General features: G+C 75.1%; 15 protein-coding genes. 7 read left to right on the forward strand and 8 right to left on the reverse strand.

Annotation, left to right across the window (positions count from 1 at the left end):
• The first annotated feature begins 163 nt into the window (after window positions 1–163).
• From pstC to pstB, 3 genes are all read left to right on the forward strand, one after another.
• Window positions 164–1,129 carry a phosphate ABC transporter permease subunit PstC gene (pstC, locus tag AB8M62_RS07865; protein WP_369069161.1) on the forward strand — a complete coding sequence of 322 codons (966 nt, stop codon included), beginning with the start codon at window positions 164–166 and terminating at the stop codon, window positions 1,127–1,129.
• Window positions 1,126–2,205: a phosphate ABC transporter permease PstA gene (pstA, locus tag AB8M62_RS07870; RefSeq protein ID WP_369052078.1), complete on the forward strand. Its 1,080-nt coding sequence runs from the start codon at window positions 1,126–1,128 to the stop codon at window positions 2,203–2,205. The genes pstC and pstA overlap by 4 nt, the downstream gene beginning before the upstream one ends.
• 67 nt (window positions 2,206–2,272) lie before the next feature.
• Window positions 2,273–3,052, forward strand: a complete 780-nt coding sequence (gene pstB, locus AB8M62_RS07875) for a phosphate ABC transporter ATP-binding protein PstB (protein WP_369052077.1) — start codon at window positions 2,273–2,275, stop codon at window positions 3,050–3,052.
• 108 nt (window positions 3,053–3,160) lie between these two features.
• Here pstB and AB8M62_RS07880 read toward each other — a convergent pair whose 3' ends face one another.
• From AB8M62_RS07880 to AB8M62_RS07895, 4 genes are all read right to left on the reverse strand, one after another.
• Window positions 3,161–4,159: an inorganic phosphate transporter gene (locus AB8M62_RS07880; protein ID WP_369052076.1), complete on the reverse strand. Its 999-nt coding sequence runs from the start codon at window positions 4,157–4,159 to the stop codon at window positions 3,161–3,163.
• 5 nt (window positions 4,160–4,164) lie between these two features.
• Window positions 4,165–4,785: a DUF47 domain-containing protein gene (locus tag AB8M62_RS07885; protein WP_369052075.1), complete on the reverse strand. Its 621-nt coding sequence runs from the start codon at window positions 4,783–4,785 to the stop codon at window positions 4,165–4,167.
• 141 nt (window positions 4,786–4,926) lie between these two features.
• A complete protein-coding gene (locus AB8M62_RS07890) occupies window positions 4,927–5,121 on the reverse strand; it encodes a hypothetical protein (protein ID WP_369052074.1) in 195 nt (64 codons plus the stop codon).
• An 8-nt stretch (window positions 5,122–5,129) separates the two neighbouring features.
• Window positions 5,130–6,944 (reverse strand): metallophosphoesterase, encoded by a 1,815-nt coding sequence (locus tag AB8M62_RS07895; RefSeq protein WP_369069163.1) that lies wholly within the window; start codon window positions 6,942–6,944, stop codon window positions 5,130–5,132.
• Between the two features lie 67 nt (window positions 6,945–7,011).
• On the opposite strand from AB8M62_RS07895, the gene AB8M62_RS07900 reads away from it, so the two are divergent.
• The 4 genes from AB8M62_RS07900 (at window position 7,012) to AB8M62_RS07915 (ending at window position 11,324) form a co-directional block, all read left to right on the forward strand.
• Window positions 7,012–7,866 carry an SDR family oxidoreductase gene (locus AB8M62_RS07900; protein ID WP_369069164.1) on the forward strand — a complete coding sequence of 285 codons (855 nt, stop codon included), beginning with the start codon at window positions 7,012–7,014 and terminating at the stop codon, window positions 7,864–7,866.
• Window positions 7,867–7,950: 84 nt separating this feature from the next.
• A complete protein-coding gene (locus AB8M62_RS07905) occupies window positions 7,951–8,502 on the forward strand; it encodes a Fur family transcriptional regulator (protein WP_369069165.1) in 552 nt (183 codons plus the stop codon).
• Window positions 8,499–10,157 carry a catalase gene (locus AB8M62_RS07910; RefSeq protein ID WP_369069166.1) on the forward strand — a complete coding sequence of 553 codons (1,659 nt, stop codon included), beginning with the start codon at window positions 8,499–8,501 and terminating at the stop codon, window positions 10,155–10,157. The genes AB8M62_RS07905 and AB8M62_RS07910 overlap by 4 nt, the downstream gene beginning before the upstream one ends.
• 90 nt (window positions 10,158–10,247) lie before the next feature.
• Window positions 10,248–11,324: a PLP-dependent cysteine synthase family protein gene (locus AB8M62_RS07915; protein WP_369069167.1), complete on the forward strand. Its 1,077-nt coding sequence runs from the start codon at window positions 10,248–10,250 to the stop codon at window positions 11,322–11,324.
• 62 nt (window positions 11,325–11,386) lie between these two features.
• Here AB8M62_RS07915 and AB8M62_RS07920 read toward each other — a convergent pair whose 3' ends face one another.
• The 4 genes from AB8M62_RS07920 to AB8M62_RS07935 all read right to left on the reverse strand — a co-directional run bounded on the left by AB8M62_RS07920 (window position 11,387) and on the right by AB8M62_RS07935 (window position 17,228).
• A complete protein-coding gene (locus AB8M62_RS07920; protein WP_369052068.1) occupies window positions 11,387–11,827 on the reverse strand; it encodes an OsmC family protein in 441 nt (146 codons plus the stop codon).
• A gap of 136 nt (window positions 11,828–11,963) precedes the next feature.
• The gene (locus AB8M62_RS07925) at window positions 11,964–13,586 is read right to left on the reverse strand and encodes a DEAD/DEAH box helicase (RefSeq protein ID WP_369069168.1); all 1,623 of its coding nucleotides are present in this window, start codon (window positions 13,584–13,586) and stop codon (window positions 11,964–11,966) included.
• A gap of 231 nt (window positions 13,587–13,817) precedes the next feature.
• Window positions 13,818–15,917 carry a phosphate acetyltransferase gene (pta, locus tag AB8M62_RS07930; RefSeq protein WP_369069169.1) on the reverse strand — a complete coding sequence of 700 codons (2,100 nt, stop codon included), beginning with the start codon at window positions 15,915–15,917 and terminating at the stop codon, window positions 13,818–13,820.
• 42 nt (window positions 15,918–15,959) lie between these two features.
• Window positions 15,960–17,228 (reverse strand): acetate/propionate family kinase, encoded by a 1,269-nt coding sequence (locus AB8M62_RS07935; protein ID WP_373694885.1) that lies wholly within the window; start codon window positions 17,226–17,228, stop codon window positions 15,960–15,962.
• Window positions 17,229–17,245 lie beyond the last annotated feature (17 nt).

The raw sequence follows: 17,245 nt of genomic DNA on the forward strand, positions 1-17,245 counted from the left end.
GCACCGCGCCCATCTCCGAGAACATGCTGACGAAGATCACCTGCTCCCTGGAAACGTTGTCGGCGGGCTCACACCGTCCCGGGGGGGCGTGCCCCCACGCCCCCCCGGGAACGTCCTCGGGGCGCCCCGCCCGCGCCCCTCCCCCCTCGACGACGGAGACCCAGTGGCGTCGACCACCCAGCAGACCGGTCAGCCCGGTCCCGCGCCCCTCTCGACGGGCGCAGTCCGCCGCGGCGACCAGGTCTTCAAGGGCCTGTCGACCGCCGCCGGCGTCCTCATCCTCGCGATCCTGGCCGGCGTCGCCGTCTTCCTCTTCGCCCAGGCCCTGCCGGCCCTGACGGCCGACGCGGAGGACCTGCCCGGCGGCAACGGCCTCGTCGCCTACATCGGCCCCCTGCTGTACGGCACGGTGCTGGCCGCCCTCATCGCCCTCGTCATCGCCACCCCGCTGGCCGTGGGCATCGCGCTGTTCATCTCCCACTTCGCCCCGCGGCGCCTGGCGCAGGGCCTCGGCTACACCGTCGACCTGCTGGCCGCCGTGCCGAGCATCGTCTACGGCATCTGGGGCCTGACGGTGCTGGCCCGCTGGCTCGTGCCGGTCTACGCCTGGCTGGCCGAGAACGCCGGGTTCGTCCCGCTGTTCGCCGGCCCCGCCTCGGCGACCGGGCGCACCATCTTCACCGCGGGCACCGTGCTGGCGGTGATGATCCTGCCGATCATCACCGCCATCTCCCGCGACGTGTTCATGCAGACCCCGCGCCTGCACGAGGAGGCCGCCCTGGCCCTCGGCGCCACGCGCTGGGAGATGATCCGCTACGCCGTCATCCCCTACGGCCGCTCCGGCGTCATCAGCGCCGCCATGCTCGGCCTGGGCCGCGCGCTCGGCGAGACCATGGCCGTGGCCATCGTGCTGTCGGGCTCCGGCACGTACACCCTGAACCTCATCAGCGGCAGCAACCCGTCGACGATCGCCGCGAACATCGCCCTGCAGTTCCCCGAGGCCTCCGGGCTGACGGTCAACACGCTCATCGCCTCCGGCCTGGCGCTGTTCGTCATCACCTTCCTCGTCAACATGGCGGCCCGCTGGATCGTCAACCGCCGCGCCGAGTTCTCGGGAGCCAACGGATGAGCACCGATGTCACCTCCCGCAAGGACGAGCTCGACGAGGCGATCAATCAGCCCCTGAGCGCGCAGCGGCTGCCCCGCTGGACGCCGTGGGCCGTCCTGGCCGTCTCCGTGGTCCTCGCCCTGGCGGTCACGTGGCCGGCCGGCGCCCCGCTCGGCGGGGTCGCCGTGGTCGCGATCGTCCTGAACCTGGTCCTCACCGCCGTGGTGTCCACCGCGCGCGAGGGCTCGCGCAAGGCGAAGGACCGCGTCGCGACGACCCTGGTGACCACGGCGTTCGCCGTGGCGCTGGTCCCCCTGGTCTCCGTCGTGTGGACGGTCGTCACCCAGGGCGCGACCCGCTTCGACGCGCAGTTCTTCACCTGGTCGATGCGCGGGGTCGTCGGCGAGGGCGGCGGCGCGCTGCACGCCATCTGGGGCACCGTCATCGTCACGCTGCTCGCCACGCTCATCTCGGTGCCGATCGGCCTGCTGGCCGCCGTCTACCTCGTCGAGTACGGCCGCGGCCGCCTCAAGCGCTGGATCACCTTCCTCGTCGACGTCATGACGGGCATCCCCTCGATCGTCGCCGGCCTCTTCGCCGTCGCCGTGTTCGTGCTCTTCGCCGGGCCGGGCGTCCGCCTGGGGATCATGGGCGCCATCGCCCTGTCGGTCCTCATGATCCCGGTCGTCGTGCGCTCCACCGAGGAGATGCTCAAGCTCGTCCCGCACGAGCTGCGCGAGGCCTCCTACGCGCTGGGCGTGCCCAAGTGGCGCACCATCGTCAAGGTCGTCCTGCGCACCTCGGTCAGCGGCATCGCGACGGCCATCACGCTGGCCGTGGCCCGCGTCGCCGGCGAGACCGCGCCCCTGCTCATCACCCTGGGCCTGACGACGGGGACGAACTTCAACCCCTTCGAGGGACGCATGGCGACCCTGCCGGTGTTCACCTACTACCAGTACACGCAGCCCGGCGTCCCGCCGGAGTTCGCGATCGACCGGGCCTGGACAGCGGCGCTGGTCCTGATCATCCTGGTGATGGCCCTGAACCTCGTCGCCCGCCTGATCTCCCGCTTCTTCTCCCCGAAGGGCGGCCGCTGACCGGCCCGGCCGGCAGCCCCCGACGCCCCAGACCGCCCGCACGACCGGACAGACCGAGGAGCCCGACGTGGCCAAGCTCATCGACGTGAGCGACCTGAACATCTACTACGGCGACTTCCTCGCCGTGGAGAGCGTCACCATGACGATCGAGCCGCGCGCCGTGACCGCCCTCATCGGTCCGTCCGGCTGCGGCAAGTCGACCTTCCTGCGCTCGCTGAACCGCATGCACGAGGTCATCCCCGGCGCCCGCGTGGAGGGCAAGGTCGTCATGGACGGCCAGGACCTCTACGACAAGGACGTCGACCCCGTCTCCGTGCGCCAGCACATCGGCATGGTCTTCCAGCGGCCCAACCCGTTCCCGACGATGTCGATCTACGAGAACGTCGCCGCGGGCGTGCGCCTGAACGCCAAGCGCATGCGCAAGTCCGACATGGACGACCTGGTCGAGAGCTCGCTGCGCGGCGCCAACCTGTGGACCGAGGTCAAGGACCGCCTCGACCGGCCCGGCTCGGGCCTGTCCGGCGGCCAGCAGCAGCGCCTGTGCATCGCCCGCGCGATCGCGATCCGCCCGTCCGTCCTGCTCATGGACGAGCCGTGCTCGGCGCTGGACCCGATCTCGACGCTGGCCGTCGAGGACCTCATCGGCGAGCTGAAGAACGAGTACACGATCGTGATCGTGACCCACAACATGCAGCAGGCCGCGCGCGTGTCCGACCAGACGGGCTTCTTCAACCTGTCGGGCGTGGGCAAGCCGGGCAAGCTCGTGGAGATGGACTCGACCTCGGTGATCTTCTCCAACCCGTCGCAGAAGGCGACGGAGGACTACATCTCCGGCCGCTTCGGCTGACCGGCGCGCCCACGGGGCGCACCGCCGGGCACCACGACGAGGGCCCCGACCGCGCGCGGGCGGGGCCCTCGTCGTGCAGGTGCGCAGGTGCTCGGGTGCGGTGGCGGGCTACAGCACCGGGCGCAGCACCAGCCAGGCCAGCACCGCCAGCAGCGCCGCCCCCGGCAGGGTCAGCACCCAGCCCAGCACGAGGGAGCGGACCACGCCCCAGCGCACGGCCGACAGCCGCCGGGTGGCCCCGGCGCCGGCGATGGAGGCCGAGACCGCCTGGGTCGTGGAGATCGGCGCGTTCAGCCCGAAGGCCGCCACGTAGGCGAGCCCGGCGGCCACGGTCTCGGCGACGAACCCGCGGGGCGGGTCGAGGTCGATGATGCGCCGGCCCAGGGTGCGCACGATCCGCCAGCCGCCGGCGTACGTGCCGAGGCTGATGGCGAGCGCCGCGGCCCCCTGCACCCACAGCGGGACCCCGTCCTGCTCCCCCTGCACCTCCAGGGCGACGAGCACGAGCACGACGGCGGCCATCGCCCGCTGGGCGGCCTGCAGGCCGTGGCCGAGGGCCATCGCGGCGGCGGAGACCGTCTGGGCGAGGCGGAAGCGGCGGTGGACCGGCGCCGGGGCGGAGCGGCGGTGCAGCCACAGGACGCCGACCATGCCGGCGTAGGCCAGGACGAAGCCGAGCAGCGGGGACACCAGCAGCGGCAGGAGGACCTGCTCGACGAGCATCTCCGGGTGCGTCGTCGCCCCGGCGACCACCCCCGCGCCGGCGAGCGCCCCCAGCAGGGCGTGCGTGCTGGAGGTCGGCAGCCCCCGCCACCAGGTGACGAGGTTCCAGCCGATCGCCCCGAGCAGGCCGGCCAGCACGACGCCGATGCCCGGGGCGCCGGGCGCCACGTCGACGACGTCGGTGATCGTGGCGGCGATGCCGGTGCCCAGCCAGGCGCCGACGAAGTTGCACACGGCCGCGAGCGCCACCGCCACCCGGGGGGTCAGGGCGCGCGTCGACACCGAGGTGGCGATGGCGTTGGAGGCGTCGTGGAAGCCGTTGGTGAACGCGAAGAGCAGGGCGACGACGACCGTCGTGCCGGCCAGCAGGAGCAGCGGGTCCACCCGGCTCAGGACTCCTTGACGGCGATGGTCTCCACGGTGTGGGCCACGTGCTCGAAGGCGTCGGCGGCGTTCTCCAGCGTCTCGACGATCTCCTTCTGCTTGAGGATCTCGACCGCCTCGAAGCGGCCGTCGAAGAGGGCGGCCAGCGACTGCCGGTGCAGCTGGTCGGCGCGGTTCTCCAGGCGGTTGACCTCGATCCAGTAGTCGACGAGGGCGGCGGGGCGGCGCAGCCGCGGCATGGCCTCGGCCGTCAGCTCGGCCATCCGCGCGAGCACCTGCACGACGTCGGCGGCGGGGGGCAGCAGGGCGCCCACCCGGTACAGCACCATGAGGTCGACGGCCGCCTGCATCTCGTCGAGGCAGTCGTCCAGGCGCGAGGCCAGCTGGTAGACGTCCTCGCGGTCGAAGGGCGTGACGAAGGAGGAGTTGAGGCGGCGCAGGACGGCGTGGGTCGTCCGGTCGCCGTCGTGCTCGAGCTCCTCCATCCGCCCGGCGAGCTCCTGCCGGCGCGCGTGGGGGCTGCCCACGGCCTCCGCCAGGACCCCCGTCGCCTCGACGAGCAGGTTCCCGACCCGGGTGAACAGCTCCTCGAAGGAGCCGTCCCTCGGGGTGAGTCGCAGACGCACGTGTCCCCTCCGCTGTGGTGCCCGGTGCCCGGGGCGGCGGCTGGACCGGCTCACCACCCCGACGGATGGTAGGTGGCCGGGGCGGCCGGAGCCGTCACCGCCCCTGCTCCGGACGGGTGGAGCGGCACCTCGAGGTGACGCTCAGTCACCACCGGGGAGGCCGAGGACGCGGTCCAGCTCGCCCTCGGGCAGGGGTCCCTCGCTCTCGGAGGCGGCGACCACGACCTCGGCGTAGAGGGCGATCTCCTCGGCGAGCGCGTCGTCGGCCAGCGCGTCCCGCGCGGACGGCGCGGTGACGGCGGCAGCGTGCTCGGGGGGGCGCGCGGCGTGCGTCATGGTGGGCCTCACGGTACGCCCCCGGCCCCCCGCCCGGGGGCCGGTCCGGCCAGCCCGGCGAGCTCGCCCGGCGTGTCGGCGGGCGCGTCGCCGGGCGCGTCGCCGGGCTCCTCCGTCAGCAGGTCGGTGGGGATGCCCGTGGGCACGTCGGTCGGCTCGCCGGTGGGCAGGTCGGTGACCTCGCCGGTGGGCAGGTCGGTGGGCACGACGAGCGGGCGGTCCTCCTCCGGCGGCACCACGGTGCGCTGCAGGCTGACCTCGGCCAGCCCCAGCCCGCCCACGGTGACCTCGTCGTAGGCCACGAGGCGGCCCGCGCGCTCGCCGGAGGCCGCGAAGTACAGCAGCGTCGCGCTCAGCGGGACCGGGGTGCCCGCGGCCAGGCGGGCCAGCCCGGCCGCGGAGATGCCGGAGCCGCCCGTGGTGCCCTGCACCATGACGCGGGTGCCGGAGGCGTCCAGGCTGATGCGCCGCGAGTGCAGGTGGCCGGCCAGGACGAGCGGGACCCGGCCCAGCAGCGGCTCGGTGCCGCTGGGGTCGTGGACGAGGGCGACGTCCACGGGGTCGTCGGCGTGGCTCCCCTCCCACGCGACGATCCGGTCGGCCAGCACCTGGTGGCCCGCGCGCTGCACGGCCTCGGCGTCGCCGGTGGCCTCCTGGCCCTCCCCGCCCTCGTCGCCGGAGGGGGTGAAGACGGGGTCGCCGTTGCCGGCGAAGCGCAGACCGGCGACCTCGGCGGTCTCCCCCTCGTCCAGGACGACCGCGCCGGGCTGGGCGGCGACGGCGGCCTGCGTGGCGGCCGAGTCGTGGTTGCCGCGCACGAAGACGTACGGGACGCCCAGGCCGGGGATCCGGTCCAGGAAGGAGGACTCCAGCCCGGTGCCCCACGTGGTGATGTCGCCGGTGTCGACGACGGCCTCGACGCCGAACTGGTCGACGAGGTCGTCGGCCAGGTCGAAGCCCAGCGGGTTCAGGTGCAGGTCGGAGATGTGCAGGACGGTCGTCACGTCCGCGCCCGCGCCGGGGCTGACGGTGCCGTCGCCCAGCACGGGCAGGTCGGCGGAGACGGCGTACAGGGTGCTGACGCTGCGCACGATGTCGGACAAGCCGCTGCGGTAGGACTCCAGCCGCTCCAGGGCGTCCTGGGTGCTGGTCACCAGGTAGGGGGCCCGGGAGAGCAGACCGGTGAACCGCGGCTGCTGCAGGCCCGCCGGGTCGAAGGTCGCCGCGGCGCCGCCGGCCGTGGCCACGACGGCCACCAGGCACGCGGCACCCGTCTGCAGGGTCCGCCGCAGGGCGCGGAAGACCAGCAGGCCGCCCAGCAGGGCGCCGGCCAGTCCGCAGCCGACGCTCCACGCGGCGGCGCGCACCGTGGCGGCGCGGACCGTGTCGGCCACGGTCAGCTCCAGGGCCAGCAGCTCCTGCGGGGAGGTGACCAGGCGGCTGGCGGCGTCCAGGTCGACGGAGCGGATGTTCGCGGTGACCAGGACGGGCGCGGTGTGGGTGTCGAACTCCACCTTGCCCACGGGCGGCAGGTCGACCTCGACGCCGGGGCTGAGGCTGGGCTGGACGCGGACCTCGGTCTGCAGGGGCCCCACGTAGGTGGTCGAGCCGGGCGCGAGGGCGAAGCCGGTGCCCGCGCCGGCGGCGGCGACGAGGAGGACGGCCAGCCACGGGGCCAGGACGCGCGCGGTGCGCAGCCCCGCCCGGCCGGCCCGGTGCGAGCGCAGCGCGGCACCGGCCCGCGCGGTGCGGGCGGCGAGCTCGCGGCGCGCGGCGCCGCGGCGGGCACCGGCTCGCGCGGCGGGGCGGGGGGTCGCGGGCATCGACCCGATCCTCGCCCATCGGCCCCGGGCGCGCGTGACCGGTGCGCCGGGCGGGTAGGGGGCGGGCATGACGAGCACCCAGACCCCCGCCCCGGACGCCCTGCGCGACCTGCGCTCGGCCGACCCCGCCGGCCGGCCCGGCCCGGCCCTGGTCACCGGCTCCGAGTCCGGCATCGGCCGCGCCACGGCCGTCGAGCTGGCCCGGCGCGGGCACGACGTGGGGGTGACCTGGTACCGCGACGAGGCCGAGGGCGAGCGGACGGCCGAGGAGGTGCGCGCCCTGGGGCGGCGCGCCGAGCTGCGCCACCTGGACCTGACGCGGCTGCCGGGGGCCGCCGACGTCGTCGACGAGCTGGCCGAGGCCCTCGGCGGGGTGGAGGTCCTCGTCAACAACGCCGGGACGGGCACCTCGACGCTGCTGCTGGACCTGGCCTTCGAGGACTGGCGCGAGGTCGTGGCCACGGACCTGGACGGGGCGTTCTGCTGCCTGCAGCGGGCCGCGCGCCGGATGGTCGCCGCCGGGCGCGGCGGGCGGGTCGTCAACATCACCAGCGTGCACGAGCACCAGCCCCGCGTCGGCGCGGCGCCCTACTGCGCGGCCAAGGGCGGCCTGGGGCTGCTGACCCGCACGGCGGCGATCGAGCTGGCCGAGCACGGCATCACGGTCAACTCCGTGGCGCCCGGGGAGATCGCCACGCCGATGACGGGCAACGAGGACGTCGACCCGCACGGGGTGCAGCGCCCGGGGGTGCCGCTGGGCCGCCCGGGCGACGCGCGCGAGATCGCCGCCGTCGTGGGCTTCCTGTGCTCGCCGGAGGCCTCCTACGTGACGGGGCAGTCGTGGGCGGTGGACGGCGGGATGCTGCAGATGGGGCCGATGGCCGGCTCGCACCTGAGCTCCGGCGACTGGCGCCGCCCCTGAGCGCGGCGCGCCGGCGACCCGCCCCGACGCGCCCCCGCCGCGCCTTGTCTTGACTGGTTCCAGACTGGCTGGTGGACTGGTGCCGTGACCACGACGGCTCCGGACCGCGGGGCGCCGGGATCCCCCGGCGCGCCCGAGGAGCGGCTGCGCGCGCGGGGCCTGCGGGCCACCCGCCCGCGCGCCGTCGTCCTCGGCGTGCTCGACGGCGCCGCGGCCACCGCCGAGCACCTGGCCGTCGCCCAGGTCGTCGACCGGGCCCGCCGGGAGCTGCCCGCCGTGTCCGTGCAGGCCGTCTACGACTGCCTGGACGCCCTGACCCGCGCGGGCCTGGCCCGCCGCATCGAGCCCGCCGGCCACCCCGCCCGCTACGAGGCGCGCGTCGGCGACAACCACCACCACCTGGTGTGCCGCGGGTGCGGGCGCACCGCCGACGTCGACTGCACCGTCGGCGCCGCACCCTGCCTGCTGCCGGACCTCGGCGCACCCGGCCTGCCCGCCGGCTTCACCGTCGACGAGGCCGAGGTCGTCTTCTGGGGCCGCTGCGCCGACTGCGCCGCCACCGGCTCCCCCACCACCACCACCCGACCAGCCGCTGGAGACGCAGCGGAGACGGCAGAACGAGAGGAAGCGCGATGACGGACGTCGCCAGCCAGGCCCCCGCGACCGGGGACGACCGCCCCGTCCTGACCAACCGGCAGGGCCACCCGGTCTACGACAACCAGAACCAGCGCACCGTCGGCGCCCGCGGGCCCGCCACGCTGGAGAACTACCAGTTCCTCGAGAAGATCAGCCACTTCGACCGCGAGCGCGTCCCCGAGCGCGTCGTGCACGCGCGCGGCACCACCGCGTTCGGGTACTTCGAGGCCTACGGCACCTTCGGCGACGAGCCGATCTCGAAGTTCACCCGCGCCAAGCTGTTCCAGGAGCAGGGCAAGCGCACCGACGTCGCGGTCCGCTTCTCCACCGTGGCCGGCGGCCGGGACTCCTCCGAGGCGCTGCGCGACCCGCGCGGGTTCGCGGTGAAGTTCTACACCGAGGACGGCAACTGGGACCTCGTCGGCAACAACCTGGGCGTCTTCTTCATCCGCGACGCCATCAAGTTCCCGGACTTCATCCACTCCCAGAAGCCCGACCCGGTGACCTTCGACCGCCAGGTGCCCAACCGGGTGTTCGACTTCGCCAGCCAGACGCCCGAGTCGCTGCACATGTTCACCCTCGTGTTCAGCCCGCGCGGCATCCCGGCCAGCTACCGCACCCAGCAGGGCTTCGGCGTGAACACCTACAAGTGGGTGAACCCTGAGGGCGAGACGCTGCTGGTCAAGTACCACTGGCACCCCAAGCAGGGCGTGAAGAGCTGGACCGCCGCCGACGCGGCCGCCGTGCAGGCGCAGGACCTCGGCCCGCACACCCGCGACCTGTACGCCGCGATCGACGCGGGCGACCACCCCGAGTGGGAGCTGCTCGTGCAGGTCATGAGCGACGAGGAGCACCCGGAGCTGGACTTCGACCCCTTGGACGACACCAAGGTGTGGCCCGAGAACGTCTTCCCGCTCACCCCGATCGGGAAGATGGTCCTGGACCGCAAGCCGGTGGACTTCTTCACCGAGAGCGAGCAGATCGCCTTCGGCACCGGCGTCCTGGTCGACGGCCTGGACTTCTCCGACGACAAGATGCTCGTCGGCCGGACGTTCTCCTACTCCGACACCCAGCGCCACCGCATCGGCCCGAACTACCTGCAGCTGCCGGTGAACCAGGCCAAGAACGCCGCCGTCCGCACCAACCAGCGCGACGGGGCCATGGCGTACCACGTCGACGGGCGGGGCGAGAACCCGACGGTGAACTACGAGCCGTCCATCATCGGCGGCCTGCGCGAGGGCACCTACCCCACCCACGACGAGCAGGGCCCCGTCATCTCCGGGCGCCTGACGCGCAAGCGGATCCCGCGCACGAACGACTACCAGCAGGCCGGCGAGCGCTTCCAGCTCTCGGAGGACTGGGAGAAGGACGAGCTCGTCGCGAACTTCGTCGACGCGCTGTCGCAGTGCATCCGCCCCATCCAGGAGCGCATGGTCTGGCACATGTTCATGGCCGACGACGAGTACGGCCGCCGCGTCGGCGAGGGCCTGGGCATCACCGCCGACGACGTCCGCCACCTGGAGCCGCTGCAGACGCAGACCCTGACCGAGGAGGAGCTGCAGCGCCTGGCCAACCTCGGCAAGAACGGCCCGCGCGACGTCACCGGGCTGGTCATGACCCACGCCGTGCCGAACGAGCGCGACGCGCGCGTCTGACGCGGTCCCCGCTCGATCGACGGGCGCCGTCCCCCGCGGGGGGCGGCGCCCGTCGCCGTCCACGCCGCTCCGGGCCGCTACCGTCGCGGGGTGGACGGCACAGCGACCGGCGCGGACGCGCGCGCGTGGGTGCACGAGGCCGTGCGCCTCGTGCAGGCCGACGGCAACCGCAGCGCCGACACCCACCTGCGGGTGTTCCCGCTGCCGCCCGCGTGGGGCGTGGACCTGTACCTCAAGGACGAGTCGACGCACCCCACCGGATCGCTGAAGCACCGCCTGGCGCGCTCGCTGTTCCTCTTCGGCCTGGCCAACGGCGACATCGGCCCCGGCACCACGCTCGTGGAGGCCTCCAGCGGGTCCACGACCGTGTCCGAGGCGTACTTCGCGCGGATGCTCGGCCTGCCGTTCACGGCCGTCGTGCCCCGCGCCACGGCCCCGGCCAAGCTCGGGCTGATCCGCCGCCAGGGCGGGCGGGTCCACCTGGTCGACGACCCCGGCGCCGTCTACGCGGTCGCCGAGGAGCTCGGCGCCCGCCCCGGGCACCACTACCTGGACCAGTTCGGGCAGGCCTCCACCGTCACCGACTGGCGCGGCAACAACAACATCGCCTGCTCGATCTTCGAGCAGATGGCGCTGGAGCGGCACCCCGAACCCGCCTGGATCGTCGTGGGCGCGGGCACCGGCGGCACCAGCGCCACCATCGGCCGCTACTGCCGCTACCAGCGCCACGCCACCCGCCTCGCCGTCGCCGACCCGGAGGGCTCGGTGTTCGCGCGGGCCTGGCGCACCGGCTCGCGGGACGTCACCGGGCCCGGCTCGCGCATCGAGGGCATCGGCCGGCCGCGGGTGGAACCCTCGTTCGTGCCCGGCGTCGTCGACGAGGTCGTCACGGTGGCCGACGAGGAGTCGGTGGCCGCGACCCGGCTGCTGCACGAGCGGATCGGCGTGCGCGCCGGCGCCTCGACCGGCACGAACCTCGTCGTGGCGCTGGACCTCGTGGACCGCATGTGCCGCGAGGGCCGCTCGGGCAGCGTCGTCACCCTCATCTGCGACGACGGCGACCGCTACCTGGACACCTACTACGACGACGCGTGGGTGGCCGCGCGCGGCTGGGACCTCGCCCGGGCCCGCGCCCGCCTGGACCCGCTGGCCCCGCCGGTCGCCTGACGCGCGCGAGCGCCCGGCCCCCGCGGGGACCGGGCGCTCGCGCGCGGGACGTCTCGGGGACCTCAGGAGTCCAGCGAGGCGTCCAGCGAGATGTCGACACCGGTGAGGGCCTTGGAGACCGGGCAGGTCTCCTTGGCCGCCTGCGCGGCCTCCGCGAAGCCGTCGGCGTCCAGGCCGCCGACCTCACCGCGCACGGTGAGCTTGATACCGGTCAGGCGGAAGCCGCCGGCCGGGTCCGGGCCCAGCGAGACGTCGGCGGTGACCTCCAGGCTCTCCGGGGTGCCGCCCGCCTCGGCGAGCAGCGCCGACAGCTGCATCGCGTAGCAGGACGAGTGCGCCGCCGCGATCAGCTCCTCCGGGCTCGTCGTCCCCCCGGCCTCGTCGGCCGCCCGCTTCGGGAAGGAGACGTCGTAGGTGCCGACCTTCGAGCTGGACAGCTCGACCTGGCCGGAGCCCTCCTCGAGGCTGCCGTTCCAGGCGGTGCGTGCGGTGCGCGTGGGCATGTGCCCTCCAGACGTGTCGGGTGCGCGGACGGGCCTCATCCTCACCACCCGGCGCCGCCCCCGCCACCGGGGCCCGCACGCACCAGGCCCCCGCCCAGCGGACGCTGGACGGGGGCCTGCGGTGCTGCGGGAGCGGTCAGCCGCGCGGCGCGCTCTCGCGGCGCGGACCGCCGCGGAACCCGCCGTCGCGGCGGGGACCGCCGCGGAAGCCGCCGTCGCGGCGGGGGCCGCCGCGGCGCGGGCCGCGGCCGTCGCGCTCGGGACGCGTGCGCGGCTTGACGACGACCGGCTCGCCGGACTCGGCCACGGCGCGCACGGTGTCGTCACCGGCCGCGACGTGCTCGACGGCGTTGGCGTCCACACCGGCGTCGCGGTGCAGCCAGCCGTAGCGGCGGACCTGGTCGGGCAGCGCGATCGCCAGGACGGTGCCCTTGGCGCCGGCGCGCGCGGTGCGGCCGGAGCGGTGCAGGTAGTCCTTGTGGTCGTTCGGCGGGTCCACGTGCACGACGAGGTCCACGTCGTCGACGTGGATGCCGCGGGCGGCGACGTCGGTGGCGACGAGGACGCGGGTCTCGCCCGCGGAGAACGCGTCGATGGCCTTGGAGCGCTGCGCCTGGCGCAGGTCGCCGTGGATGGCCTCGGCCGGGGCGCCGGCCTCGCGCAGCTGGTCGGCCAGGCGCTGCGCGCCCAGCTTGGTGCGCACGAAGAAGATGCTGCGCGCGGGGCGCTGCGAGATCTCCGTGAGGACCGGCAGCTTGTCGTGCGGGCGCAGCGCGAACACGCGGTGCTCCATGTTGCCCACGGAGTCCGGCTCGGCCGGCACGGCGTGGAAGACCGGGTCGACGAGGAAGTCCTTCACCAGGGCCTCGACACCGCGGTCGAGGGTGGCGGAGAAGAACATCCGCTGCCCGTCGGGCCGGGTGCCCTCGAGGATCGCGCGGACGCCGGGCAGGAAGCCCAGGTCGGCCATGTGGTCGGCCTCGTCGAGGACGGAGACGCGCACCTCGCCCAGCGAGACGGCGTCGCGCTCGACGAGGTCCACCAGCCGGCCCGGGGTGGCGATGAGGACGTCGACACCGCGCTGCAGCGCGGCGATCTGGCGGCCGTAGGGCACGCCGCCGACGACGACGGCCATCCGCAGGCCCAGGGAGTCGCCCAGTGGGCGCAGCGCGTCGGCCACCTGCATCGCCAGCTCGCGGGTGGGGACGAGCACCAGGCCGCGGGGGGCGCCGGTGATGCGGGTGCGGGTGCCGGCGGCCAGGCGTGCCAGCATCGGCAGGCCGAAGCCCAGCGTCTTGCCGGAGCCCGTGCGGGCGCGGCCCAGCACGTCGCGGCCGGCGATGCCGTCGGGCAGCACGCGCGCCTGGATGGCGAAGGGCGCGGTCATCCCGCGCTTCTCCAGCGCGGCGACGAGCTCGGCCGGCAGGCCAAGCTCGGCGAAGGTCGCCTCGGGGACCTCGACCTGCTCGGCCGCGGTGAGGGCCTGCTCGGTCGGGGACGGCGCGAAGGAGCGGGGGCTGCGCGGCGGCCCGGAGCGGTTGCCGCGGTAGCCGCCGCGGCCGGAGGAGCCGCCGTAGGCGCCGCCGCCGGAGCCGCCGGAGCCGCGGTAGCCGCCGCGGTCGGAGGAGGAGGACCCGCGGTAGCCGCCGCGGTCGCCGCCGCGACGGTCGTCGGAGCGGTAGGAGCGGGCGCCGCGGCGCTCGCCGTAGGGGTTGTCGCCGTCGAAGGACGGGCGGGAGGAACGGTACTGCTCAGGCATGCGTGAAAGCGCTCCACAGAGGGATCGGCGGCCGCACAGCGGTCGGCCCCCGGCTCGTGGGCGCAGCGGTGCGCTGCGCGCTGGTCGGAGGATGAGACTCAAGCGACCTCGCGGGCGGCTCGCCCGCTGAGTGGACGGCGTGGAGCCGTCGCGACCAGCTTAACAGCGACCGGGCGCGGGACCTTCCCGCGGTCCACCGCGCACCCGCGCCCGGCCGGTCCCCGCGAGCGCTCAGCCGCGCGAGGCCTGGATCGCGGTGAGCGCGATCGTGTAGACGATGTCGTCGACCAGCGCGCCGCGCGAGAGGTCGTTCACCGGCTTGGCCAGCCCCTGCAGCATCGGGCCGACGGAGATGACACCCGCGTTGCGCTGCACCGCCTTGTACGTCGTGTTGCCCGTGTTGAGGTCGGGGAAGACGAACACCGTGGCGCGGCCTGCCACGGGCGAGTCCGGCGCCTTCGAGCGCGCCACCGACGCCACCGCGGCCGCGTCGTACTGCAGCGGGCCGTCGATGACCAGGTCGGGCTCGCGCTCGCGCGCGATGCGGGTGGCCTCGGCGACCTTGTCGACGCTGGAGCCGGCGCCGCTGGACCCCGTCGAGAAGCTGATCATCGCCACCCGCGGCTCGATGCCGAACGCGCGCGCCGAGGCCGCGCTCTGCAGCGCGATGTCGGCCAGCTCCTCCGCGTCCGGGTCCGGGTTCACCGCGCAGTCGCCGTAGATGACGACGTCGTCGGGCAGGCACATGAAGAAGACGCTGGAGACGAGCCTGGCGCCCGGCTTGGTGCGCACGATCTGCAGCGCCGGGCGCACCGTGGCGGCCGTGGTGTGCACGGCACCGGCCACCAGCCCGTCGACGTCCCCGGCCTGCAGCATCGTCGTGCCCAGCACGATCGGGTCGGCCAGCGAGTCGCGCGCCACGTCCGGCTGCAGGCCCTTGTGCTTGCGGGCCTCCACCAGCACGTCGACGTAGCGGTCCACGAGCCCCGCCGGGTCGAGCACCTCCACGCCCTCGGGCAGCGAGATCCCCAGCCCGGCGGCCACCGCGGCGACCTCGTCGGGGGCCGCGAGCAGGACGGGCCGGGCGATGCCGCGCTCGGCGCACACCGCGGCCGCCTGCACGGTGCGCGGCTCGGTGCCCTCGGGCAGCACGATGCGCTGCACCCGCTCGGCGGCCAGCGTCGTCAGGCGCCGGCGGAACGCCGCCGGGGACAGCCGCGGGGTGTGCTGGGAGCCGGGCAGCCCCGCCAGCCACGCCGGGTCCAGGGCGTCGGCGACCGTGCCGGTGACCGCCAGCGCCCGCTCGGCGTCGTCGGCGGGCACCTCGGGGTCCAGGCGGTTGACGGCGGTGGCGGTCGCGTAGGTGCTGCGGCGGGTCAGCAGGATCGGCAGGCCGGTGGCGGCGGCCGCGTGCGTCAGGTCCGCCACCCGCGGGTCCATCGCCACCCCGGCGGTCAGCAGCAGCCCCGCCAGGCGCACCCCGTTGAGGGCAGCCAGGCAGGCGGACAGGACGACGTCGTGCCGGTCGCCCGGCACGAGGATCAGCCGGCCCTCGCGCAGCAGCGGCAGCATCCCCGGCACGGCCTGCGCGGCGACGACGACCTCCTTGACGCGCCGCTGCTGGTCGCCGTGGGTGAGGACGTCCACGTCCAGCTGGTGCACGAGGTCGCGCACCCGCGGCCACGTCAGGTCGCTGCGGAACGGCACGGCGCCCACCAGCGGGATGCCGTGGTGCTCCAGCGCCCCGCGCAGGGCGGCGATCCGGCCGACGGCGGTCTCGGGGTCCTCGGGCACGGGCCAGCGGGACACGACACCGCCGACGACGCGCAGCCCCTCCCCCGCCCGGTACGTGCCGGCCGTGACGGCCATGTCCTCGGCGATGCGCTCGGCGGCGCCCGGGTCGGCCCCGTCGGCGCCGGCCGCGCCCACGAGCAGCACGTCGGCGTCCAGCGCGACGGCCAGCGCCTGGTTCACGCGCCCGGAGAAGACCTGGTCGGCCGAGGGCGCCAGGCCCTCGACGACGACGACGTCGTGGGCGGCCAGCACGCCCTCGGCGGCGGCGACCACCTCCTCCATGAGGTCGTCGACCTCGCCGCGGCTGAGGCGCTCCACGACGCGGCCGGCGGCGATGGGCTCGGCCGGCTCCAGCGACGTCGTCAGCCGCACGAGGGCCACCGAGCGGTCCGGCTCCCCGCCGCGGGTCGCCTGGGCCAGCGGCTTGTGGAAGCCGACGGCCACGCCGCGCGCGTCCAGGGCGCGCAGCAGGCCCAGGCAGGTGGAGGTCAGGCCGGCGCCGTGGCCGGTGGGGACGACGAGCAGGGTGCGGGCCACGGGACGGTCCTCCGGCGCTTCTCGGGCTGGCGGGCTGGCGGGTCAGCGGTCGTGGACGAGGGCCACGGTGTCGCGGGCGATGAGCAGCTCCTCGTCGGTGGGCACCACCATCGCCAGCGGGCCGGGCCGGTCGGCGGTGATGCGCCCGGCGGGCACGGAGCCGCGCCCGTGCCCGGCGTTGGCCGCCGGGTCCTCCTCCAGCCCCAGGTGGCGCAGCGACGCCAGCAGGCGGGAGCGGACCTCGACGGCGTTCTCGCCGATGCCGCCGGTCAGGACGAGGGCGTCCAGGCCGCCCAGGGGGACGGTGAGCGCGGCCACGTGCTTGGCGGCGCGGTGCACGAACACGTCCAGGGCCAGCTTCGCGCCCGCGTGCCCGGCCGCGGCCTCCTCCGTCAGGGTGCGCACGTCGTTGGACAGCCCGGACAGCGCCAGCAGCCCGGACTCGGAGTTCAGCTGCTTGACGACGGCGGCGGCGTCCAGGCCGGTGCGGTCGGCGACCAGCTCGACGACGGCCGGGTCCAGGTCCCCGGAGCGGGTGCCCATGACCAGCCCCTCCAGCGGCGTCAGGCCCATCGTGGTGTCCACCGAGCGCCCGCCGAGGACGGCGGTGGCCGAGCAGCCGTTGCCCAGGTGCGCCACGACCAGGCGCGAGGAGGCCGGGTCCAGGCCGGCGTCGCGCTGGAGCACCTCGGCGGCGCGGCGGGAGACGAAGCGGTGGCTGGTGCCGTGCATGCCGTAGCGGCGCACGCCGTACTCCTCGTACCAGCGGGTCGGCACGGCGTAGCGGTACGCGCGCTCGGGCATCGTCTGGTGGAAGGCGGTGTCGAAGACGGCGACGTGCTCCAGCTCCGGCAGCACCGCGCGGGCGGCCTCGATGCCGGAGACGTTCGCGGGGTTGTGCAGGGGCGCCAGCGCCGACAGCTCCGCGATGCGGGCCAGCACCCGGTCGTCGATCCGCACCGAGCCGTGGAAGACGGACCCGCCCTGCACGACGCGGTGGCCCACGCCCAGCAGCGGCGGCAGGTCCATGTCCAGCAGGCGCTGCAGCACGTGCGCCAGCGCCCCGCGGTGCGTGCTGGCGGCCGGCGTGATGGTGCGGGTGCCCTGCGCGGTGCGCATGTGGACGACGGCGTCGGGGGTGCCCAGGCGCTCGCCCAGGCAGGACAGCGCCCGCTCCCCCGTGACCGGGTCGACGAGGGCGAGCTTGACCGAGGAGCTGCCGCAGTTGACGACGACCACCGAGCCGGTGGAGCCGGTGGAGCCGGTGCTGCCGTCGGTGCGGGTGGCGGGGTCCGGGGCGGGGCTCGTCACAGCCCCGAGCCTCGCAC

Source organism: Kineococcus terrestris (assembly GCF_041020755.1).
Lineage (GTDB): Bacteria > Actinomycetota > Actinomycetes > Actinomycetales > Kineococcaceae > Kineococcus > Kineococcus terrestris.

Coding starts and splice junctions, on each gene's coding strand:
- AB8M62_RS07900 (WP_369069164.1), top strand. CDS start 7,012: ATGACGAGCACCCAGACCCCCGCCCCGGACGCCCTGCGCGACCTGCGC.
- AB8M62_RS07920 (WP_369052068.1), bottom strand. CDS start 11,827: ATGCCCACGCGCACCGCACGCACCGCCTGGAACGGCAGCCTCGAGGAG.
- AB8M62_RS07890 (WP_369052074.1), bottom strand. CDS start 5,121: ATGACGCACGCCGCGCGCCCCCCCGAGCACGCTGCCGCCGTCACCGCG.
- pstA (WP_369052078.1), top strand. CDS start 1,126: ATGAGCACCGATGTCACCTCCCGCAAGGACGAGCTCGACGAGGCGATC.
- AB8M62_RS07895 (WP_369069163.1), bottom strand. CDS start 6,944: ATGCCCGCGACCCCCCGCCCCGCCGCGCGAGCCGGTGCCCGCCGCGGC.
- AB8M62_RS07925 (WP_369069168.1), bottom strand. CDS start 13,586: ATGCCTGAGCAGTACCGTTCCTCCCGCCCGTCCTTCGACGGCGACAAC.
- AB8M62_RS07910 (WP_369069166.1), top strand. CDS start 8,499: ATGACGGACGTCGCCAGCCAGGCCCCCGCGACCGGGGACGACCGCCCC.